Origin of the sequence: Micromonospora antibiotica, assembly GCF_017599305.1 — a bacterium.
Lineage (GTDB): Bacteria > Actinomycetota > Actinomycetes > Mycobacteriales > Micromonosporaceae > Micromonospora > Micromonospora antibiotica.
Window position 1 is genome coordinate 25,302 of the sequence record NZ_JAGFWR010000027.1, and the last position, 19,108, is coordinate 44,409.

At 73.1% G+C, this 19,108-nt stretch carries 22 protein-coding genes and 1 riboswitch; of the genes, 18 read left to right on the forward strand and 4 right to left on the reverse strand.

Annotation, left to right across the window (positions count from 1 at the left end; all coding sequences use genetic code 11):
* Both fmt and JQN83_RS28100 read left to right on the forward strand, forming a co-directional pair.
* Entirely contained in the window at nucleotides 1-927 is a 927-nt protein-coding gene (fmt, locus tag JQN83_RS28095; RefSeq protein ID WP_208570170.1) for a methionyl-tRNA formyltransferase, read from the forward strand.
* Nucleotides 924-2,462, forward strand: a complete 1,539-nt coding sequence (locus JQN83_RS28100) for an RsmB/NOP family class I SAM-dependent RNA methyltransferase (RefSeq protein ID WP_208570171.1) — start codon at nucleotides 924-926, stop codon at nucleotides 2,460-2,462. The genes fmt and JQN83_RS28100 overlap by 4 nt, the downstream gene beginning before the upstream one ends.
* A gap of 130 nt (nucleotides 2,463-2,592) precedes the next feature.
* On the opposite strand, the gene JQN83_RS28105 is transcribed toward JQN83_RS28100, so the two are convergent.
* Nucleotides 2,593-3,483, reverse strand: a complete 891-nt coding sequence (locus JQN83_RS28105) for a septum formation family protein (RefSeq protein WP_208570172.1) — start codon at nucleotides 3,481-3,483, stop codon at nucleotides 2,593-2,595.
* Between the two features lie 258 nt (nucleotides 3,484-3,741).
* Here JQN83_RS28105 and rpe point away from each other — a divergent pair, with 258 nt between their 5' ends.
* The 8 genes from rpe (at nucleotide 3,742) to JQN83_RS28145 (ending at nucleotide 10,793) form a co-directional block, all read left to right on the forward strand.
* On the forward strand, nucleotides 3,742-4,422 hold the full coding sequence (rpe, locus tag JQN83_RS28110) for a ribulose-phosphate 3-epimerase (RefSeq protein WP_208570173.1): 681 nt from the start codon (nucleotides 3,742-3,744) through the stop codon (nucleotides 4,420-4,422).
* Complete coding sequence (locus JQN83_RS28115; RefSeq protein WP_208570216.1) at nucleotides 4,406-5,383, forward strand: GGDEF domain-containing response regulator; 978 nt, start codon at nucleotides 4,406-4,408, stop codon at nucleotides 5,381-5,383. The genes rpe and JQN83_RS28115 overlap by 17 nt, the downstream gene beginning before the upstream one ends.
* 62 nt (nucleotides 5,384-5,445) lie before the next feature.
* Nucleotides 5,446-5,615, forward strand: a riboswitch (FMN riboswitch).
* A gap of 140 nt (nucleotides 5,616-5,755) precedes the next feature.
* Nucleotides 5,756-6,817 carry a bifunctional diaminohydroxyphosphoribosylaminopyrimidine deaminase/5-amino-6-(5-phosphoribosylamino)uracil reductase RibD gene (gene ribD / locus JQN83_RS28120; protein WP_208570174.1) on the forward strand — a complete coding sequence of 354 codons (1,062 nt, stop codon included), beginning with the start codon at nucleotides 5,756-5,758 and terminating at the stop codon, nucleotides 6,815-6,817.
* 1 nt (nucleotide 6,818) lies between these two features.
* On the forward strand, nucleotides 6,819-7,511 hold the full coding sequence (locus JQN83_RS28125; RefSeq protein ID WP_244253372.1) for a riboflavin synthase: 693 nt from the start codon (nucleotides 6,819-6,821) through the stop codon (nucleotides 7,509-7,511).
* The gene (gene pnuC / locus JQN83_RS28130) at nucleotides 7,508-8,203 is read left to right on the forward strand and encodes a nicotinamide riboside transporter PnuC (protein ID WP_208570175.1); all 696 of its coding nucleotides are present in this window, start codon (nucleotides 7,508-7,510) and stop codon (nucleotides 8,201-8,203) included. The genes JQN83_RS28125 and pnuC overlap by 4 nt, the downstream gene beginning before the upstream one ends.
* A complete protein-coding gene (locus tag JQN83_RS28135; RefSeq protein ID WP_208570176.1) occupies nucleotides 8,200-9,477 on the forward strand; it encodes a bifunctional 3,4-dihydroxy-2-butanone-4-phosphate synthase/GTP cyclohydrolase II in 1,278 nt (425 codons plus the stop codon). Before pnuC ends, JQN83_RS28135 begins: the two co-directional genes overlap by 4 nt.
* A 2-nt stretch (nucleotides 9,478-9,479) precedes the next feature.
* Entirely contained in the window at nucleotides 9,480-9,980 is a 501-nt protein-coding gene (gene ribH, locus JQN83_RS28140; protein WP_208570217.1) for a 6,7-dimethyl-8-ribityllumazine synthase, read from the forward strand.
* A 120-nt stretch (nucleotides 9,981-10,100) separates the two neighbouring features.
* A complete protein-coding gene (locus tag JQN83_RS28145) occupies nucleotides 10,101-10,793 on the forward strand; it encodes an alpha/beta fold hydrolase (protein WP_208570177.1) in 693 nt (230 codons plus the stop codon).
* 74 nt (nucleotides 10,794-10,867) lie between these two features.
* Here the strand turns inward: JQN83_RS28145 and JQN83_RS28150 are convergent, their stop codons facing one another.
* From JQN83_RS28150 to JQN83_RS28160, 3 genes are read right to left on the reverse strand one after another with little or no spacing between them, the layout of a single operon-like run.
* Nucleotides 10,868-11,611, reverse strand: a complete 744-nt coding sequence (locus JQN83_RS28150; RefSeq protein ID WP_244253373.1) for an amino acid ABC transporter ATP-binding protein — start codon at nucleotides 11,609-11,611, stop codon at nucleotides 10,868-10,870.
* 1 nt (nucleotide 11,612) lies between these two features.
* Nucleotides 11,613-12,482 carry an amino acid ABC transporter permease gene (locus JQN83_RS28155; RefSeq protein ID WP_208570178.1) on the reverse strand — a complete coding sequence of 290 codons (870 nt, stop codon included), beginning with the start codon at nucleotides 12,480-12,482 and terminating at the stop codon, nucleotides 11,613-11,615.
* A 5-nt stretch (nucleotides 12,483-12,487) separates the two neighbouring features.
* Nucleotides 12,488-13,357 (reverse strand): ABC transporter substrate-binding protein, encoded by an 870-nt coding sequence (locus JQN83_RS28160; RefSeq protein ID WP_208570179.1) that lies wholly within the window; start codon nucleotides 13,355-13,357, stop codon nucleotides 12,488-12,490.
* 238 nt (nucleotides 13,358-13,595) lie between these two features.
* Between JQN83_RS28160 and JQN83_RS28165 the strand changes: the two genes are divergently transcribed.
* The 8 genes from JQN83_RS28165 to pheS all read left to right on the forward strand — a co-directional run bounded on the left by JQN83_RS28165 (nucleotide 13,596) and on the right by pheS (nucleotide 19,079).
* Entirely contained in the window at nucleotides 13,596-13,859 is a 264-nt protein-coding gene (locus JQN83_RS28165; protein WP_132265090.1) for a phosphoribosyl-ATP diphosphatase, read from the forward strand.
* A gap of 46 nt (nucleotides 13,860-13,905) precedes the next feature.
* Nucleotides 13,906-14,751 (forward strand): ATP phosphoribosyltransferase, encoded by an 846-nt coding sequence (hisG, locus tag JQN83_RS28170; RefSeq protein WP_208570180.1) that lies wholly within the window; start codon nucleotides 13,906-13,908, stop codon nucleotides 14,749-14,751.
* Nucleotides 14,752-14,807: 56 nt separating this feature from the next.
* Nucleotides 14,808-15,281, forward strand: coding sequence for a PH domain-containing protein (locus JQN83_RS28175; RefSeq protein ID WP_208570181.1), 474 nt, complete (start codon nucleotides 14,808-14,810; stop codon nucleotides 15,279-15,281).
* A 346-nt stretch (nucleotides 15,282-15,627) separates the two neighbouring features.
* Nucleotides 15,628-16,278, forward strand: a complete 651-nt coding sequence (gene infC, locus JQN83_RS28180; RefSeq protein WP_208570182.1) for a translation initiation factor IF-3 — start codon at nucleotides 15,628-15,630, stop codon at nucleotides 16,276-16,278.
* Nucleotides 16,279-16,297: 19 nt separating this feature from the next.
* Nucleotides 16,298-16,492 carry a 50S ribosomal protein L35 gene (gene rpmI / locus JQN83_RS28185; protein WP_088645193.1) on the forward strand — a complete coding sequence of 65 codons (195 nt, stop codon included), beginning with the start codon at nucleotides 16,298-16,300 and terminating at the stop codon, nucleotides 16,490-16,492.
* A 32-nt stretch (nucleotides 16,493-16,524) separates the two neighbouring features.
* Complete coding sequence (rplT, locus tag JQN83_RS28190; RefSeq protein ID WP_067305147.1) at nucleotides 16,525-16,917, forward strand: 50S ribosomal protein L20; 393 nt, start codon at nucleotides 16,525-16,527, stop codon at nucleotides 16,915-16,917.
* Between the two features lie 31 nt (nucleotides 16,918-16,948).
* A complete protein-coding gene (locus JQN83_RS28195) occupies nucleotides 16,949-17,788 on the forward strand; it encodes a TrmH family RNA methyltransferase (protein ID WP_208570183.1) in 840 nt (279 codons plus the stop codon).
* A 211-nt stretch (nucleotides 17,789-17,999) separates the two neighbouring features.
* The gene (pheS, locus tag JQN83_RS28200; RefSeq protein ID WP_208570184.1) at nucleotides 18,000-19,079 is read left to right on the forward strand and encodes a phenylalanine--tRNA ligase subunit alpha; all 1,080 of its coding nucleotides are present in this window, start codon (nucleotides 18,000-18,002) and stop codon (nucleotides 19,077-19,079) included.
* Nucleotides 19,080-19,108: the final 29 nt, after the last annotated feature.

The window sequence follows — 19,108 nt, forward strand, 5'->3', positions numbered from 1 at the left end:
ATGCGTCTGATCTTCGCCGGCACCCCGGCGGTCGCCGTCCCCGCCCTGGCCGCCGTGCACGCCTCCGGGCACGACCTGGTGGCCGTGGTGACCCGCCCCGACGCCCCCGCCGGACGGGGCCGGGGGGTGCTCCGCTCACCCGTCGGCGCCTGGGCCGACGAGCACGGCGTCGAGGTGCTCACCCCCGCCCGGCCCCGGGAGCCCGAGTTCCTCGACCGGCTCGGCGCGCTGGCACCCGACTGCGTGCCGGTCGTCGCGTACGGCGCGCTGGTGCCCCCGGCGGCGCTGGAGATCCCCCGGTCCGGCTGGATCAACCTGCACTTCTCGCTGCTGCCCGCGTGGCGGGGCGCGGCACCCGTGCAGCACGCGGTGCTGCACGGCGACGAGCTGACCGGGGCCAGCGTCTTCCAGCTGGAGCAGGGGCTGGACACCGGCCCGGTCTACGGCACCCTCACCGACGAGATCCGCCCCACCGACACCTCCGGCGACCTGCTGGAGCGGCTCGCCCACTCCGGCGCCGGGCTGCTGGTGGCCGTCCTGGACGCGATCGAGGCGGGCACCGCCCGGGCCGAACCGCAGCCCGCCGACGGGGTGTCGCTGGCCCCGAAACTGACCGTGGACGACGCCCGGGTGCGCTGGACCGACCCCGCCTTCGCGGTGGACCGTCGGATCCGCGCCTGCACCCCGGCCCCCGGCCCGTGGACGACCTTCCGGGGCGAGCGGGTCAAGCTCGGCCCGGTCACCCCGGTCGGCAACGGCCCCGAACTGAAGCCTGGAGAACTGCTGGTGGAGAAGTCCCGCGTGCTGGCCGGCACGGCGACCGTACCCGTTCAACTCGGTGAGGTGCGCGCAGCCGGCAAGCGGGCCATGCCGGCGGCCGACTGGGCGCGCGGCGTGCGGGCCGGTGCCGGGGAGGAACTCGCGTGACCGGGCCGACGCAACGACCCGGGCGCCCTGTCGACGGCGGGCGACGTGAGCAACGCGGCGACGACCGGCGACCTGATCGGCCGGGTGGCGGCTTCCGGGGGGACCGCCCCGCCCGCACCGGCGGCCGGGGTGGCCGCGACGACACGCGGGGCGGGCGGCCGGGCCGACCGGTCCGCCCGGCCGTGGACCTGCCCCGGTACGCGGCGTACCAGGCGGTCGCGGCGGTGCACCGCGACGACGCGTACGCCAACCTGGTGTTGCCGGTGATCCTGCGCGAGCAGGGACTGACCGGTCGGGACGCCGCCTTCGCCACCGAGCTGACCTACGGCACGCTGCGTCAGCTCGGCACCCTGGACACCATCCTCACCGCCGCGGCCGGCCGGGACGTCGAGCGGATCGACCCGCCGGTGCGTGACGCGCTGCGGCTCGGCGCCTACCAGCTGCTGCACACCCGGGTGCCGGCGCACGCCGCCGTGTCGTCCACGGTCGACCTGGTCCGCACCGTGGGGGAGGGCGCCACCGGGTTCGCCAACGCGGTGCTGCGCGAGGTGGCCGGCCAGGACCTCGACGCCTGGGTGACCAAGCTCGCCCCGTCCCCGACGGCCGACCCGATCGGCCACCTGGCCGTGACCTACAGCCACCCGCAGTGGATCGTGCGGGCCTTCGCCGACGCCCTCGACGGTGACCTGGGTGAGGTCACCCGGCTGCTGATCGAGGACAACGAGCGCCCGCCGGTGCACCTGTGTGCCCGTCCCGGCCGGGCCGACCCGGTCGAGCTGGCCGACGAGGTCGGCGGCGCTCCGGGCGCGTTCTCCCCGTACGCGGTCTACCTGGCCGGTGGGGCCCCCGGTGACCTGCCGGCGCTGGCCGACGGTCGGGCCCACGTGCAGGACGAGGGTTCCCAGTTGGTGGCGAACGCGCTGGCGGCGGGCCCGCTGGACGGCCCCGACGGGCGCTGGCTGGACCTGTGCGCCGGCCCCGGCGGCAAGGCCGGGCTGCTCGGTGCGCTCGCCGCGCAGCGGGGTGCCCGGGTGACCGCGGTCGAGGTGTCCGAGCACCGGGCCCGGCTGGTCGAACAGGCCACCCGGGGGTTGCCGGTGAACGTGCTGCACACCGACGGGCGCACCGTCGGGGCGGACCCGAAACTGCCGGAGGGGCACTTCGACCGGGTGCTGGTCGACGCCCCGTGCACCGGGTTGGGTTCGCTGCGTCGTCGGCCGGAGTCGCGCTGGCGGCGGCAGCCGTCGGACCTGCCTCCGTTGACCCGGTTGCAGCGGGAGCTGCTCGCCGCCGCGCTGCGGGCGACCCGCCCGGGTGGTCTGGTCGCCTACGTGACCTGTTCCCCGCACACCGTGGAGACGCACGTGACGGTCACCGAGGCCGCCCGTCGCGCCGGGGTGCCGGCGGACTTCGTGGACGCCCGTACCCTGCTCCCGTCCGGCATGCCCGGCCTGGGCGACGGCCCCACCGTCCAACTCTGGCCTCACCGCCACGGCACCGACGCCATGTTCCTGGCCGTCCTCCGCCGCAACTAACCCCACCCCGAAACCCCAAACCCCACCCCCGCCTGACCTCGGTGATCAAGAGGTTTACGTCACCCGCCAGCGCGATCCTGACGTAAACCTCTTGATCAACTCGGGTGGGGGCGGGGAGGGCGGGGTGGGGTTAGGTGATGGGGAGGCCTTTGGGGCCGGCGCCGCGCATCGAGCGGGTCAGTTTGCGGTCGTCGCTCCAGAGGAAGCAGCGGATGCCGCGGTCGCCCTCCTCCCACTCACGCTGCGACGGCGGATAGAAGATCGACCCGGCCCGGTACGGCAACTCGCTGTTGTTGGGGACCTCGGCGAAACCGGCGATCAACGCCATGCACCGCCGGTGCACCCGCTGGTTGGCGCGACTGAAATCGGCCCAGCTCAGGTCGCTGCGTTCCAGGTAGACGCCGACGAACTCGGCGCGGTGCGGCTCGGAGCACAGCACCGGGGCCATGTAGTTGAGGTTGTTGCCGATCAGCTTGGGATCGAAGCAGCGGTGGCTGAGCGGGTTGTCACCGACCATCGCCCCGCGCAGGCTGCCGACCCGGTTGACCGGCCGGGTGTTGTCGATGCTGTCGGTCTCGCTGAGGTCGCACCGGAACCAGCGGGCCCCACTGTTCCACGCCGAGTTGGACGGCAGCGCGATGTTCATCGTGAGCCGGGCCGAGTGCCAGTCACCGCCGAGCACGGCCCGGGCCCGCTGGTCGCACTCGGTGCGGGCGGGACGCAGCGCGGCGGAGCCCGGCTCGGGCCGCTCACCCCGGGTCACCGCGCCGGTGAAGGTACCGACGTGGACGGCCTCGGCCAGGTGGCTGCGCGCACAGTCCACCGTCTCGTAGGTGCCGGCCTGCACGACGGGGGTGATCCGGGGCAGGCAGGCGTCGGTGGCGGGCACGAACGACTGGGCCACCGGGAGCACCGGCCAGTCGTCGAGCAGGTCGCCGTCGGCGCTGTGCTGCGACACGCAGCCGCTGAGCGCCACCGTCACCGCGCCGGCCAGCGCCACCGCCACGATCCACCGTCGCATCCTTCGCCCTTCCCGCGCCATGACGGTCCGTCGCCGTGCCCCATGTGGCGTCACCCGTCGACGGGCGAGCAGCATACGTGACCATCCCTGATGGAGTGTCGTCATTTCGGTGCCGTTCGGCCAGTCGCCACCGGCCATTCGTCCCGTACTCCCGCCGACGGGAGCCGATGCTGCACCGTGGGTCACGCCTGGATCACAGGGCGTCGCTCATGGTGCCGTGCTGTCCGCGGCGGATGGCCGCGTTCGTACACTTGCCCTGTGACCGTACCGCCGTCGATCATCGCGCCCAGCATCCTCGCCGCCGATTTCGCCCGCCTCGCCGATGAAGTCCGCGCCGTCGAGGACGCCGCGGACTGGCTGCACGTCGACGTGATGGACAACCACTTCGTGCCCAACCTGACCATCGGCCTGCCCGTGGTGCAGAGCCTGCGGGCGGTGACCCGGCTCCCCTTCGACGTGCACCTCATGATCACCGACCCGCGGCGGTGGGCCCCCGGGTACGCCGACGCCGGGGCGTACAACGTCACCTTCCACGCCGAGGCGTGCGACGACCCGGTGGCCCTGGCCAAGGACCTGCGCTCGGCCGGGGCCAAGGCCGGGTTGGCCATCGACCGGGACACCCCGATCGAGCCGTACCTCGACCTGCTGCCCAGCTTCGACACCCTGCTGATCATGACGATCAAGGCCGGTTTCGGCGGGCAACGGTTCATCCCGCAGCTGCTCGACAAGGTGCGGGTGGCCCGGCGGCACGTCGACAGTGGCCACCTGGAGCTGCGCATCGAGGTCGACGGCGGGATCGCCGCCGACACCATCGAGCAGGCCGCGGCGGCCGGCGCGGACGCCTTCGTGGCCGGCACCGCCGTGTACGGGGCGGCCGACCCGGCCGAGGCGGTCCGCCGCCTGCGCGGGCTCGCGGAGCGCGCTGCCCCCGGGGCCTGAGGTGGAACCCGCAGGCGACCGTCCCGACGTGATCCTGGTCGTCGACGACGACGAGGACATCGCCCGCTTCGTCGAGTTCAACCTGCGGCTGCACGGCTTCGAGGTGCTGCATGCCGGGGACGGCCAGGAGGCGCTCGACATGATCGAGCAGCACAAGCCGGACCTGGCCGTGGTGGACCTGATGATGCCGCGCATCGACGGCCTGGAACTGACCCGCCGGCTGCGCGCGAACCCGATCACCTCGGCGCTGCCGGTGATCATGCTGACCGCCAAGGGCATGACCGTGGACAAGGTGCACGGGCTCAGCGCCGGCGCCGACGACTACCTGGTCAAGCCGTTCGACACCGCCGAGCTGGTGGCCCGGGTCAGTTCCACGCTGCGCCGCAACAAGGAGTTCCGCGAGGTCTCCCCGCTGACCGGCCTGCCCGGCAACAGCCGCATCCGCCGGGAGATCAGCGACCGGGTCCGCAGCGGCGTCGACTACGCCGTCGGCTACATCGACATCGACCGGTTCAAGAGCGTCAACGACCGGTACGGCTTCGTCCGGGGCGACGAGTTCATCTCCGCGCTGGCCCGCAGCCTGCACCGGGCGGTGGTGGCGATCGGGCTGCCGCCGGCCTTCCTCGGTCACGTCGGCGGCGACGACTTCGTGATCGTCTGCGCCCCCGAGCAGATCCGCCCGCTGACCTCCCGGGCCGTGGTCGACTTCGAGAAGTCCGCCGACACCCTCTACGACCCGACGGACCGGGAGCGCGGCTTCGTCGAGCTGAAGGACCGTCGGGGCAACATCCGGCGGGCCGCCCTGGTCACGCTGTCGATCGGCGTTTCGCTCTCGGACGCCCGCAAACGCTTCACCGACCCCCTGGACGCGATCGCCGTGGCCAGTGAGATGAAAACGGTCGCCAAGAGCCAACCGGGGTCATACGTCGCGGTGGACCGCCGCCGCGCCGACGGGGTGTGAAGTAGCACGCTGGAGGTGGCGGACCTCCCGGGGTGACGTGTAAGACTTCGCATGTACCCACCACGCGCTGGCGGGGCTCGGTGAAATTCCGAACCGGCGGTGATCCACGTAACAGTGGTAAGCCCGCGACCCGGACGGCTGTGCCGCCCGGTGGACCTGGTGAGAATCCGGGGCCGACGGTGGGGGAGCGGTCCGTCCGCACCCCCGACAGTCCGGATGGGAGACAGCGCGCGGGCGGGGCGGGCCTGCGCGGGCGTCATCCGGCCGCGCGTGGGCTCCCCCGGGGGCGGCCCTGCCGTTCCCGGTTCCGCCGCCGCCTGCCCGTTCCTCCCGTACCGCCCGCGCGCGGACCGGCGAGGGAGAGGGCAGGGCATGGGCGGCGTCTCCGTGGACGAGGCGATGCGTCGTGCCATCGAGCTGGGTGCCCGGGGCCTCGGCACCACCAGCCCCAACCCGGTCGTCGGCTGTGTGCTGCTCGACGCGGACGGCACGGTCGTCGGGGAGGGCTTCCACGCCTACACCGGCGGGCCGCACGCCGAGATCGTCGCGCTCGCCCAGGCCGGTGAGCGGGCCCGGGGCGGCACCGCGGTGGTCACCCTGGAACCCTGCGACCACACCGGTCGCACCGGCCCGTGCAGTCACGCGCTGATCCGCGCCGGCATCGCCCGGGTCGTCGTCGCCGTGCCCGACCCCAACCCGGTCGCCTCGGGTGGCGCCGCCACCCTGCGCGCCGCCGGGGTGCGGGTCGAGTTCGGGGTACGCGCCGACGAGGCCGAGGCCGGCAACGTCGCCTGGCTGACCTCGATGCGGCGCGGCTGGCCGTACCTCATCTGGAAGTACGCCGCCACCCTCGACGGCCGGTCGGCGGCGGTCGACGGCAGCAGCATGTGGATCACCTCCGAGGCCGCCCGGATGGACGTGCACGCGCTGCGCGGCACCGTGGACGCGGTGATCGCCGGGGTCGGCACCGTGCTCACCGACGATCCCCGGCTGACCGCCCGCAACCTGCGCGACGGCACCCTGGCCATCCGGCAGCCGCTGCGGGTGGTGGTGGACAGCGCGGGGCGTACCCCGGCCGACGCCCGGGTCCGCGACGGTGCCGCCCGCACCTGGATCGCCACGGTCGCGGAGGTCGGGGCCGGCCCGGACGGCCGGGTCGACCTGCCGGCCCTGCTGGCCGAACTGCACCACCGGGGGGTACGCGCCGCGCTGCTGGAGGGCGGCCCCCGGCTGGCCGGGGCGTTCCTCGCCGCCGGCCTGGTCGACCGGGTCGTCGGTTACGTCGCGCCGAAGCTGCTCGGGGGTGGCCCCGCCGCATTGATCGACGCCGGTGTGACGACCATCGCCGACGCCATCGATCTGGAACTCACCGACGTTACCCGGGTCGGATCCGACCTGCGGATCACCGCGCTGCCCCGGAAGAGGGAGGCCTGACATGTTCACCGGCATCGTCGAGGAGTTGGGCGAGGTCGTCCGGATCGCCGACACGGGGGGTGACTCGGCGCTGGTCGCGATCCGCGGTCCGCTGGTCACCTCCGACGCCCGGCACGGCGACTCCATCGCGGTCAACGGGGTCTGCCTGACCGTGGTCGACGTCGACGGCGGGGTGTTCACCGCCGACGTGATGGGCGAGACCCTGCGCCGCTCGGCGCTCGGCGGGCTGCACCCCGGTGACCCCGTCAACCTGGAGCGGGCCGCCGCGCTGAACAGTCGGCTCGGCGGGCACCTGGTGCAGGGCCACGTCGACGGGGTCGGCGAGGTGCTCTCCCGGGAGCCGGCCGCGCAGTGGGAGACCCTGCGGTTCCGGCTCCCCGCCGCCCTGGCCCGGTACGTGGTGGAGAAGGGCTCGATCACCGTCGACGGGGTGTCGCTGACCGTGGCGGCGGTGGGCGACGACTGGTTCACCGTCGGGCTGATCCCCACCACCCTCAAGCTCACCACGCTCGGCGGTCGGGGCGTCGGCGCCCCGGTCAACCTGGAGGTGGACGTGTTGGCCAAGTACGTCGAACGTCTCCTCGGCACCCGCCTGCCCGGCGACGGCGCACCGCCGTCCGCAGGTCCCCACGGGCCGGTGGCCGGCAACGCCGGTGGCCCGGTGCTCCCGCCGGTCGGCGGGGGTGCGCGGTGACCGGGCCGATAGGTTGGCTGCTCGACGCCCAGGTGCAGGTCGTCGGTTCCCCGGTGCTCGTCCGGGAGATCGTCGGCAACGCCTTCGGGCTGGTCTCGGCGCTGCTCGGGTTGCGCCGGCTGGTCTGGGCCTGGCCGGTCGGCATGATCGGCAACGGGTTGCTGTTCACGGTCTTCCTCGGCGGCGTGTTCGCCACCCCGCAGGCGCACGACCTCTACGGTCAGGCCGGCCGGCAGGTCTTCTTCTTCGCGGTCAGCGTCTACGGCTGGTGGCGCTGGTCGAGCAACCGCCGCCAGGGTGGGGACGCCCCGGCGGTCACCCCCCGCTGGGCCACCGGCCGGGAACGGCTGGGCCTGCTGCTCGCCGCCGTCGTCGGCACCGCGCTGGGCTATCCGCTGCTGGCCGCGCTCGGCTCCTGGGGGCCGTTGCCGGACGCCTGGATCCTCACCGGCAGCCTGCTGGCCACCTACGGGATGGCCCGGGGCTGGGTGGAGTTCTGGCTGGTCTGGATCGCCGTGGACGCGGTCGGCGTACCGCTGCTGCTGCGCGGCGGGTTCTATCCCTCGGCGGCGATGTACCTGGTCTACGGCGCACTCTGCGGCTGGGGCTTCGCCGCCTGGTGGCGCACCTCGCGGGCCGCCCGTACGGCGTCCGCGCCGATCCCGCCCACCTACTCGGAGGTCGTGGCATGAGCACGCACGGTGTCACCTTTGCCCGCATCGAGGAGGCGGTGGCCGACATCGCCGCCGGCCGGCCCGTCGTGGTGGTCGACGACGAGGACCGGGAGAACGAGGGCGACCTGATCTTCGCCGCCGAGCTGGCCACCCCGGAGCTGCTCGCCTTCATGGTCCGCTGGACCTCCGGTTACGTCTGCGTACCACTGACCGAGGCGGAGTGCGACCGGTTGGACCTGCCGCCGATGCACCACACCAACCAGGACCGGCGCGGCACCGCGTACACGGTGACCGTGGACGCCCGGGAGGGGGTCAGCACCGGCATCTCCGCAGCCGACCGGGCGCACACCATCCGGCTGCTCGCCGACCCCGGCACCGACCCGACGGATCTGGCCCGCCCCGGCCACGTGGTGCCGCTGCGGGCCCGCGCGGGCGGGGTGCTGCGCCGACCCGGGCACACCGAGGCGGCGGTCGACCTGACCCGGCTGGCCGGGTTGCGGCCGGCCGGGGTGCTCTGCGAGCTGGTCAACGACGACGGCACCATGATGCGGCTGCCGGATCTGGAGAAGTTCTGCGTCGAGCACTCGCTCACCCTGGTCACCATCGCCGACCTGGTCGCCTACCGGCGGCGGCACGAGAAGCAGGTCGAGCAGGTCGCCGAGGCCCGGATGCCCACCCCGTACGGGGTGTTCCGGGCGCTGGGCTACCGGGCCGAACACGACCCGGCCGAACACGTCGCGCTGGTCTTCGGCGAGTTGGGCGAGGGCGACGACGTGCTGGTCCGGGTGCACTCCGAGTGTCTCACCGGGGACGTCTTCGGGTCGCTGCGCTGCGACTGCGGGCCGCAGTTGCAGGCGTCACTGGCCCGGGTCGCCCGGGAGGGGCGGGGCGTGGTGCTCTACGTGCGCGGCCACGAGGGGCGGGGCATCGGCCTGCTGCACAAACTCCAGGCGTACCAGCTCCAGGACCAGGGCCGCGACACCGTGGACGCGAACCTCGACCTGGGGTTGCCCGCCGACGCCCGGGACTACGGCACCGGCGCGCAGATCCTCTACGACCTGGGCGTGCGGTCGATGCGGCTGCTCACCAACAACCCGGCCAAGCGGGCCGGCCTGGAGGGGTACGGGCTGACCGTCACCGGTCGGGAGGGGCTGCCGGTCCGACCGCACCCGGAGAACGTCCGCTACATGCGGACCAAGCGGGACCGGATGGGCCACCTGTTGGACGAGCTGGACGAGGTGACCGAGGCCCCGATGGGCCGGCCGGTCCCCGGCGACGAGATCGGAGCATGACCATGGCGGGTTTCGGTGAACCGGGAGTGACCCCGGTGGACGCCACCGGGTTGACGGTCGGGGTGGTGGCCGCGCGTTGGCACGGCGAGCTGACCGACCACATGCTCGACCGGGCGGTGGCCGCCGCGCAGGCGTGCGGGGCGCGGGTGGTGACGGCCCGGGTGGCCGGCTCGGTGGAGCTGCCGGTGGTGGCGCAGGCCCTGGCCCGGCGTTGCGACGTGGTGGTGGCCCTGGGCGTGGTGGTGCGCGGTGCGACCGCCCACTTCGACTACGTCTGCCGGTCGGTGACCGACGGGCTGACCCGGGTCGCCCTGGACGAGGGCAAGCCGGTGGCGCACGGGGTGCTGACCGTGGAGACCCTCGACCAGGCCCGGGACCGGGCCGGGCTGCCCGGTTCCGCCGAGGACAAGGGCTGGTCGGCCACCGTCGCCGCCCTCGACGCCGCCCTGGCGATCCGCGACGTCACCACCGCCAACGGCCACCGCGTCGGCTTCGCCCACTGACCACCCGCCCCGCCAGGTGTAGGGAAGGGTCCCTTCCTCACCTGCGGTGCGTCAGCTCTGGCACCCGGGGCAGCACCCTGGCCGGCCGACGAGGAATCTATCGCCATGATTGACTGAGGCATGGGGAAGATCGAGTTCGCGAAGTTGCCGGGCCTACGGATGGCGTACCGCAGCTGGGGCCCGCCGGCCGGACGACCGTTGGTCGCACTGCATGGCGGCTCCACGGACGGTCTCATCTGGGCGGGTCTGGCCGCCGCGCTGGGCGACACGGCTCGGCTGTACGCCCCGGACCTGCCCGGCTACGGCAGCACCGATCACACCGGCCGGTACGCCCTGACTGCCCTGCGCGATGACGTCCGTGCGCTGCTGGATGCGCTGGCGCTGACCCGGGTGACCCTGGTCGGCCACTCGCTCGGCGCGGTGCTGGCCTACCAGTTCGCTCATGCGTACCCAGACCGGGTGGCCGCCCTGGTCCTGACCGAGCCGCCACCGCCCGTCCCGCTCGGCTTCCGTCTCCCGCCCCGACCCGCCGAGCCGCAGCCCTTCGACTGGGCGGTGCGGGAGACGGTGGTCGCAGAGCTGAACGATCCCGACCCGGCGTGGTGGGACCGGCTGGCGCAGCTCACTGCGGCGACGCTGGTCGTTGCGGGTGGGCCGACCAGCCATCTGCCGCAGGACCAACTCGCCAGGATGGCCGCCCGGCTGCCCGCCGGTGAGTTGCTCACCATCGACGCGGGACACGCCCCGCACATCCATCGACCGGCCGAGTTCCACGCCGCAGTACGGGCGTTCCTGGACCGCACCCTCGGCTGATCCCGGGTCCCGCTGTCGCGCAGGTCGGGAAGAGCCCCTTCCTGTACGGGATGCGCTGGTAAGGGGGCCCTTCCTTACAGGCGGCCGGCGTCGATGATCCGCTTGAGGAACTGGCGGGTCCTTGGGTGGGTCGGCTCGCCGAGCACCTGGGCGGGTGGCCCGGCCTCGACCACCCGGCCGGCGTCGAGGAAACAGACCCGGTCGGCGACCTCCCGGGCGAAGCCCATCTCGTGGGTGGCCAGCACCATGGTCATCCCGGCGGACTTCAGGTCCCGGATCATCGCCAGCACCTCCCCGACCAGCTCCGGGTCGAGCGCCGAGGTGACCTCGTCGAGCAGCATCAGCCGGGGCGAGTTGGCCAGCGCCCGGACGATCGCCACCCGCTGCTGCTGGCCGCCGGAGAGCCGGTCCGGGTAGGCGTCGGCCTTCCCACCCAGGCCCACCCGGTCGAGCAGTTCCCGGGCCTGCGCCTCGGCCTCGGCCCGCTCCCGCCGGTGCACCCGGCGCGGCGCGAGGGTGACGTTGTCCAGCACGCTCAGGTGCGGAAACAGGTTGTACGACTGGAAGACCATGCCGATGCGCCGGCGGACCCGGTCGGGGTCGACCCGGGGGTCGGAGATCTCCACGCCGTCCAGCTCGATGGTCCCGTCGTCCAGCTCCTCCAGCAGGTTGACGCAGCGCAGCAGGGTCGACTTGCCCGACCCGGACGCGCCGATCAGGGCGACCACCTGGTGGTCCTCGACGGTCAGGTCGAGCCCGTCGAGGACCACCTGACCGCCGAACTCCTTGCGCAGCCCCCGGCAGGTCAGCACGGGCATCTCAGCCTCCGGACTGGCGTCGGGCCGAGCGCAGCGTCACCCAGTCGGTGACCGCGATCAGCGGGATGGCGAGCAGCACGAACAGCACCCCGGCCAGGATGTAGGGGGTGTAGTTGAAGGTCTGCGCGGTGGCGATCTGGGCCGCCCGGACGGCGTCGATCGGGCCGGCCAGGGAGACCAGGCCGACGTCCTTCTGCAACGCCACCACGTCGTTGAGCAGCGGCGGCGCGACCCGTCGGACGGCCTGCGGCAGCACCACGTGCCGCATGGTCTGCCGGTAGGTCAGGCCCAGCGAGCGGGCCGCCGCGAGCTGGCTCGGGTGGATCGACTCGATGCCGGCCCGGAACACCTCCGCCAGGTAGCCGCCGTAGGTGAGCACCAGCGCCAGCCCGCCGAGCACCAGCACCGGGGGCATCCCCTGCAACCGCAGGCCGGGCACGCCGAGGGTGAGCACGTACAGCACGATGATCAGCGGCAGACCCCGGAAGGTGTACGTGTAGCCCGCGGCGAGCGCACGGACCGGGAAGAAGACCGGCCCGCGCAGGGTCCGCAGCAGCGCGATCAGCAGGCCGAGCAGCAGCGCCCCGACGGCGCAGCAGGCCAGCAGCCGGACGTTGAGCCACAGCCCGGCGAGCACGTCCGGCAGGGCGTCCCGGGCGATCTGCGGGTCCAGGAACGAGCGGCGGACCCGGTCCCAGCCGGGCGCGCCGGTGACCGCGACGACCAGCAGCGTGCCGAGCACCGCCGTGGAGGCGGCGGCGACCAGCACGCTGCGGGTCGTCTGCCGACGCCGGTACGCGGCCCGCTGCCGCTGCGCCGTCGACGCGACGTGTCGCCGGGGCGAGGCCGGGCTGTCGTGGTGTGGTGACACCCGGCTCACTGGAGTTCGGTCGCCCCCGCCACCTGGGCGAGCCACTTCTGCTCCAGTTGCTTGAGCGTGCCGTCCCCGGAGAGCTCACCGACGGTCTTGCTGACGCACAGGGTGATCGGGGAGTCCTTGTCCAGCAGCAGCCCGAACGCCTCCGGCGCACCCACCTGCGGCAGTTGGCCGACGATGGTGGCTTCGGGCAGCTCCGACCCGGTGATATAGAACGCGGTCGGCAGGTCGACCACCAGACCGTCGAGCTGACCGTTCTGCAGGGCCTTCTTGGCGTCGTCGTTGCTGTTGTAGACCTGCGGCTTCACCGTCGGCTTGATCAGCGCGGTGATCGCCTGGTAGCTGGTGGTGCCCACCTGGGCGCCGAGCTTGGCGTTCTTGAGGTCCGCCACCGACTTCTTCCCGGCGATCTTCGAGGACTTGAGCGCGATGACCGTCTGCCGCACCAGGTAGTACGGGGCGGAGAAGTCGACCGCCTGCTTGCGCTCCTCGGTGATGGAGAACTGGTTGATGTCGAAGTCGAAGGTCTTCGGGCCGGGGGCGATGGCGGTGTCGAACTTGACCCGGGTCCAGGTGACGTCCCCCCGGGCGTAGCCGAGCTTCTCCGCCACCGCGTACGCGACGGCGGCCTCGAAGCCCTCGCCGGTGTCCGGTTTGTTGCCCTTGAACCATGGTTCGTACGCGGGTTCGTCGGTGGCGACGGTGAGCTTGCCCGGCGTCCGGGTCTTCAGGCTGTCCTTGGCGCAGGTGGCCGCCGTGGGGACGGCGTCGGGGGTGGGGGTCACTTCCTGGGGTGCGCATCCGGCCACCGCGACGAGCAGAACGGCGGCGGTGGCGGCGGCGCGGGCACGTGAGCTACTGCTGACCATGGCCGCCAGGATAGAGAAGAGCGCCGATCCCTCGAAGGGTGTCCCATCAGGTAGATGAGAGATCGATGTCCAAACGTGTCCGGTCCGTTGCCGGGGTGCCGTCCGGTCGTCCCGGCTGGGCCGGCACGCCACCGGGCCGGCGGGCGCGTCCCAGCCTGCGGGAACCCGGCGTGGCCGGACGACTCGGCCGGACCCCGGAGCGCACGGCGTCGGGGGGCGGCTGGAAGAATCCGGTCCCGTGAAGACGTTCGAGGAGTTGTTCGCCGAGCTCCAGGCCAAGGCCGCCGCCGGCACGCCGGGCTCGGGCACGGTCGCCGCCCTGTCCAAGGGGGTGCACTTCGTCGGCAAGAAGGTCGTCGAGGAGGCGGCCGAGTCGTGGATGGCCGCCGAGCACGAGGGGCCGGAACGCACCGCCGAGGAGATCTCGCAACTGCTCTACCAGGTGCAGGTGCTGATGCTGGCCAGCGGTCTGGAGCTGAAGGACGTCTACCGACATCTGTGAGTGCGCCCGCGTCGTTGATCTGATCCGATCGAAGGAGCACTCCGTCATGCTGCGTGTCGCCGTACCCAACAAGGGCGCCCTGGCCGAGAAGGCCGCCCAGATGCTGCGCGAGGCGGGCTACCGCCAGCGCACCGACCCCAAGGACCTGGTCTGCCCGGACGAGGCCAACGACATCGAGTTCTTCTACCTGCGCCCGAAGGACATCGCCACCTACGTCGGCTCGGGTGACCTCGACGTCGGGATCACCGGCCGGGACCTGCTGATCGACTCCGGCGCCCCCGCCGAGGAGGTGGTCGACCTGGCCTTCGGCCGGGCCACCTTCCGCTTCGCCGCCCGCCCCCAGGACGTCGGTGACGTGCAGGAGTTGGGCGGGCACCGGATCGCCACCGCGTACCCGGGGCTGGTCGAGCGCTACCTGGCCGACCTGGGCGTCAAGGCCGACGTGATCCGGCTCGACGGCGCGGTGGAGAACGCCATCCGGCTCGGGGTCGCCGACGTCGTCGCCGACGTGGTGGAGACCGGCGCGACGCTGCGCCAGGCCGGGCTGGTGGTCTTCGGGGACCCGCTGCTGCGCTCCTCGGCGGTGCTGGTCCGCCGGGCCGGTGCGCCGGCCCACCCGCAGGCGGAGCAGTTGCTGCGTCGCCTGCACGGGGTGCTGGTGGCCCGCCGGTACGTGATGCTCGCCTACGACGTGCCGGCCGGTCTGCTCGACCGGGCCAGCGCCCTCACCCCGGGCATCGAGTCGCCGACGGTCTCCCCGCTGCACCGGGAGGGCTGGGTCGCCGTGCAGGCGATGGTGCTCCGCGACGACGTGCACCGGATCATGGACGAGCTGTACGAGTTGGGCGCCCGCGCCATCCTGGTCACCAACATCCACGCCTGCCGCCTCTGATCCCGCCACCGGGTGGCGGCGCGGGGGTGGGCTGCGGCGGGTGGCAGACTGGAGCGGTGAGCGACACCGAGTTGATCCGCCTGAAGCCGCGCCGTATCCGGGTCGTCTGTTGGGCCTCGGCGATCGCCCTGCTGGTGGTCTTCAGCCTGGTGGCCACCTCGTTGACCGGGGCGACCGGCGAGGGCTACGGCACCTTTCAGCGCGGTGACCAGTTCGCCATGATCGGCCTCGGGGTGTTCGGCGCGCTGGGCATCCTGCTGTTCACCCGGCCCCGGGTCGAGGCGGACGCCCGGGGGGTGCGGGTGCGCAACATCCTCGGCTCGTACGAGTTGCCCTGGGAGGTGGTGCGGGGGGTGCGCTTCGACCGGGGTGCGCCGTGGGCCAGCCTGGAGCTGCACGACGACGACCTGCTGCCGATGGTGGCGCTCCAGGCCGCCGACAAGGAGATCGCGGTCGACGGGGTGCGCGCGTTGCGCCGGTTGCACCAGGCCCACCTGGCCCGCCTGGGCGGCGCCCCGACCCGGGGCTGAGGATTTTCCACCCCCACTGACCTGCGGGCCCGGTTTGGGGATGGCTGGGGCGGGGGTGTAGTGTTTCGGAGTCGACCAGACTGCCTCCGCCTCCGGCGGTCAGGCGGTCCCGAAGCGGAGCGCCTGCTCCCACCCGAGTCGCCCCAGTCGGTGGCCGGGTCCGGTCACCGGTTCCGGGCATGTCCCGGTGCCGGATGCGCGATCATGTGATCGTGCCGACCGGTCGAGCGGGCCCTGGCATGTGCCGGGGCCTTCTGCTTTCCGAGTCGTCCCCACCCGGGGGCCGCGCGGAGTCGGCCACACAGCAGACTCGACTCGAGGAGGCCCCATCAGCGTCGAACCACGCGTGAACGAGCAGATCCGGGCACGTGAGGTCCGACTGGTCGGCCCTGAGGGTGAGCAGGTGGGCATCGTCCCGCTGGAGCGCGCCCTGCAGCTGGCCGCGGACGTCGACCTGGACCTGGTCGAGGTTGCGCCGATGGCGCGCCCGCCGGTGTGCAAGCTCATGGACTTCGGCAAGTTCAAGTACGAGAGCGCACTCAAGGCGCGCGAAGCGCGGCGTAACCAGCAGCAGACCGTCATCAAGGAGATGAAGCTCCGGCCGAAGATCGACCCGCACGACTACGAGACCAAGAAGGGTCACGTGGTGCGGTTCCTCAAGGCGGGCGACAAGGTCAAGGTGACGATCATGTTCCGTGGTCGGGAGCAGAGCCGCCCGGAGCTGGGTTACCGGCTCCTGCGCCGGCTCGAGTCCGAGATCACGGACCTGGGATACGTCGAGGCCGCTCCGAAGCAGGACGGTCGGAACATGATCATGGTCCTCGCGCCGCACCGGGCCGTGAAGGCCTCCGCGGTCGCCGCCACGGCGTCCCGCACCGGCCCCCGGGACCGGACCGCGGACGAGTCCGCGTCGCCGGCAGACGGCGAGGCCCCGGCGGCCGGCGAGACCGCAGCAGCCGGCGAGACCGGCCCGACCGCTGACACCAGCGGCCAGTAACAGGGAGAAGACGTTCCACATGCCGAAGATGAAGAGCCACACGGGTATGGGCAAGCGGGTCAAGGTGACCGGCAAGGGCAAGATCGTCGCCCAGCAGGCCGGCCTTCGCCACAACCTGGAGAAGAAGCCGTCCACCCAGACCCGGCGGCTGACCGGCACGGTCGAGCTGGCCAAGTCCGACGTCAAGCGCATCAAGAAGCTGCTCGGCCGCTGACGCGCGCCACCTTTACCTAACAAGGAGTTGAGATGGCACGCGTCAAGCGGGCTGTGAACGCCCAGAAGAAGCGTCGTACCCTGCTGGAGACCGCGAGTGGTTACCGCGGTCAGCGCTCCCGGCTGTACCGCAAGGCCAAGGAGCAGGTGCTGCACTCGATGCAGTACGCCTACCGGGACCGTCGTGACCGCAAGGGCGACTTCCGGCAGCTCTGGATCCAGCGCATCAACGCTGGCGCCCGGGCCAACGGCATGACCTACAACCGGCTCATCCAGGGCCTGCGCCTGGCCGGCATCGAGGTCGACCGCAAGATCCTGGCCGACCTGGCCGTCCACGACGCCGCGGCGTTCGCCGCGATCGTCGAGCTGGCCCGGGCCGCCGTGACGGCCGAGGGCACCGGTGGCGCCGCGGCCCAGGCCGCCTGACCCACCCCGGCAGCAGATCGAGGCGTCTCCCATGCAGTCACCAGCGCGCGGGAGGCGCCTCGACGCCGTCGCCGGCCCGTTCACCCCGCGTACCCCCAGGGTGGTCGCCGCCCGGCGGCTGCACCGGCGGCGGGACCGCGACGCGGCGGGCCGCTTCCTCGCCGAGGGGCCGCAGGCGGTCCGTGAGGCGCTCGACCGCACCGGCACGGTCGTGGAACTCTTCGGCACGCCGACCGCCCTGGACCGGCACGCCGACCTGGCGTCCCGGGCCGCCCACGCCGACCTGCCGGTCTCCGAGGTCACCGACGAGGCCCTGGCGGCGCTGACCGAGACCGTCGCCCCGCAGGGACTGGTCGCCGTCTGCCGGCACCTCGACGTGCCGCTCGCGACCGCCCTGGCGCGCGGACCACGCCTGGTCGCGGTGCTCGCCGGCATCCGTGACCCGGGCAACGCCGGGACCGTGCTGCGCACCGCCGACGCGGCCGGCGCGGGCGCGGTGGTCTTCGCCGGTGACACCGTCGACCCCTACAACGGCAAGTGCGTGCGGGCCTCCGCCGGCAGCCTCTTCCACGTCGACGTGGTCCGCGCCGCCGACCCCGGGGCCGTGGTCGACGCGCTGCGGGCCGCCGGGCTGGCGGTCCTCGCCACCACCGGGTACGGCGACAGCGACCTCGACGACCTCGTCGACCACGGCCGGCTCGCCGCCCCCACCGCCTGGCTGTTCGGGGCCGAGGCGCACGGTCTGCCTGAGGAGTTGACCGCCGTCGCTGACGCCCGGGTCCGGGTGCCGCTGCACGGGCGGGCGGAGAGCCTGAACCTGGCTGCGGCTGCCGCCGTCTGCCTGTACGCTTCAGCCCGAGCACTGCGCTGACCCCGGTCGGCGCACACCCAGCAGGGGAGTCGGTCACGTGCGGAACGCGCCACGGCGTTCGTTTACCCAGCCCGCCGGTGTCGGCGGGCGGCGGGCCTGACACTTCCCCGCGCGCAACTCCCACCGGCGGGCTGCGGCGAAGCCGCGCGTCCGTAGACTCGCCTAGCCGCCCGGGAGGGTCGGCGCCGCCGTGAGGGAGTGCCCGTACGCCATGAGCTACCGCAACGATCCGTACGACCCGAAGCAGGTCGCCCTGCTCGACCCGGCCGCCCTGGCCGAGGCGGTGGCCGACGCCGAGAAGGCGTTCACCGCCGCCACCGACCCCGACGCGTTGACCGCGCTGCGCCCCGCGCACCTCGGTGACCGGTCCCCGGTGTCGCTGGCCCGCCGGGAGATCGGCGCGCTGCCGCCGGCCGCGAAGTCCGACGCCGGCAAGCGGGTCAACGAGGCCCGCCGGGCGATCGAGTCCGCGTACGCGGCCCGCGCCGAGGTGCTCGACCGGGAGCAGGCCGCCCGGGTGCTGGTCGAGGAGCGGGTCGACGTGACCCTGCCGTACGACCGGCGGCCCCGGGGCGCACGCCACCCGCTGTCGACCCTGATGGAGCAGATCAGCGACCTGTTCGTCGGGATGGGCTACGAGGTGGCCGAGGGTCCCGAGGTCGAGTTGGAGTGGACCAACTTCGACGCGTTGAACATCCCCGCCGACCATCCGGCGCGTGGGCTGATGGACACCTTCCACATCGCACCGCCGGCCGGCGCGGACGCCTCCGGCCTGGTGCTGCGCACCCACACCTCGCCGGTGCAGGCGCGCACCATGCTGACCCGCAAGCCCCCCATCTACGTGGTGGTGCCCGGCCGGGTCTACCGCACCGACGAGTTGGACGCCACCCACGCTCCCGTCTTCCACCAGGTCGAGGGCCTGGTGGTGGACCGGGGCATCACGATGGCGCACCTGCGTGGCACCCTCGACCACTTCGCCCGGGCCATGTTCGGCGCGGGGGCGAAGACCCGGTGGCGTCCGCACTACTTCCCGTTCACCGAGCCGTCGGGGGAGTTCGACGTGTGGTTCCCCGAGCACCGCGACGGCCCGCGCTGGGTCGAGTGGGGCGGCTGCGGCATGGTCAACCCGAGGGTGCTGCGGGCCTGCGGCATCGACCCGGAGATCTACTCCGGGTTCGCGTTCGGCATGGGCATCGACCGGACGGTGATGTTCCGGCACGGGGTCAGCGACATGCGGGACATGGCCGAGGGCGACGTGCGGTTCACCCGCGCGTTCGGGGCCGGGGCGTAGGGCGATGCGGGTACGAGTCACGGAGACGG

What these genes read in the sequence shown, in the direction of transcription:
- fmt (WP_208570170.1), top strand. Translation starts at nt 1, where the DNA reads ATGCGTCTGATCTTCGCCGGCACCCCGGCGGTCGCCGTCCCCGCCCTG.
- JQN83_RS28105 (WP_208570172.1), bottom strand. Translation starts at nt 3,483, where the DNA reads ATGCGACGGTGGATCGTGGCGGTGGCGCTGGCCGGCGCGGTGACGGTG.
- ribD (WP_208570174.1), top strand. Translation starts at nt 5,756, where the DNA reads ATGGGCGGCGTCTCCGTGGACGAGGCGATGCGTCGTGCCATCGAGCTG.
- JQN83_RS28125 (WP_244253372.1), top strand. Translation starts at nt 6,819, where the DNA reads ATGTTCACCGGCATCGTCGAGGAGTTGGGCGAGGTCGTCCGGATCGCC.
- JQN83_RS28135 (WP_208570176.1), top strand. Translation starts at nt 8,200, where the DNA reads ATGAGCACGCACGGTGTCACCTTTGCCCGCATCGAGGAGGCGGTGGCC.
- ribH (WP_208570217.1), top strand. Translation starts at nt 9,480, where the DNA reads ATGGCGGGTTTCGGTGAACCGGGAGTGACCCCGGTGGACGCCACCGGG.
- JQN83_RS28145 (WP_208570177.1), top strand. Translation starts at nt 10,101, where the DNA reads ATGGGGAAGATCGAGTTCGCGAAGTTGCCGGGCCTACGGATGGCGTAC.
- JQN83_RS28150 (WP_244253373.1), bottom strand. Translation starts at nt 11,611, where the DNA reads ATGCCCGTGCTGACCTGCCGGGGGCTGCGCAAGGAGTTCGGCGGTCAG.
- JQN83_RS28160 (WP_208570179.1), bottom strand. Translation starts at nt 13,357, where the DNA reads ATGGTCAGCAGTAGCTCACGTGCCCGCGCCGCCGCCACCGCCGCCGTT.
- hisG (WP_208570180.1), top strand. Translation starts at nt 13,906, where the DNA reads ATGCTGCGTGTCGCCGTACCCAACAAGGGCGCCCTGGCCGAGAAGGCC.
- rpmI (WP_088645193.1), top strand. Translation starts at nt 16,298, where the DNA reads ATGCCGAAGATGAAGAGCCACACGGGTATGGGCAAGCGGGTCAAGGTG.
- rplT (WP_067305147.1), top strand. Translation starts at nt 16,525, where the DNA reads ATGGCACGCGTCAAGCGGGCTGTGAACGCCCAGAAGAAGCGTCGTACC.
- JQN83_RS28195 (WP_208570183.1), top strand. Translation starts at nt 16,949, where the DNA reads ATGCAGTCACCAGCGCGCGGGAGGCGCCTCGACGCCGTCGCCGGCCCG.
- pheS (WP_208570184.1), top strand. Translation starts at nt 18,000, where the DNA reads ATGAGCTACCGCAACGATCCGTACGACCCGAAGCAGGTCGCCCTGCTC.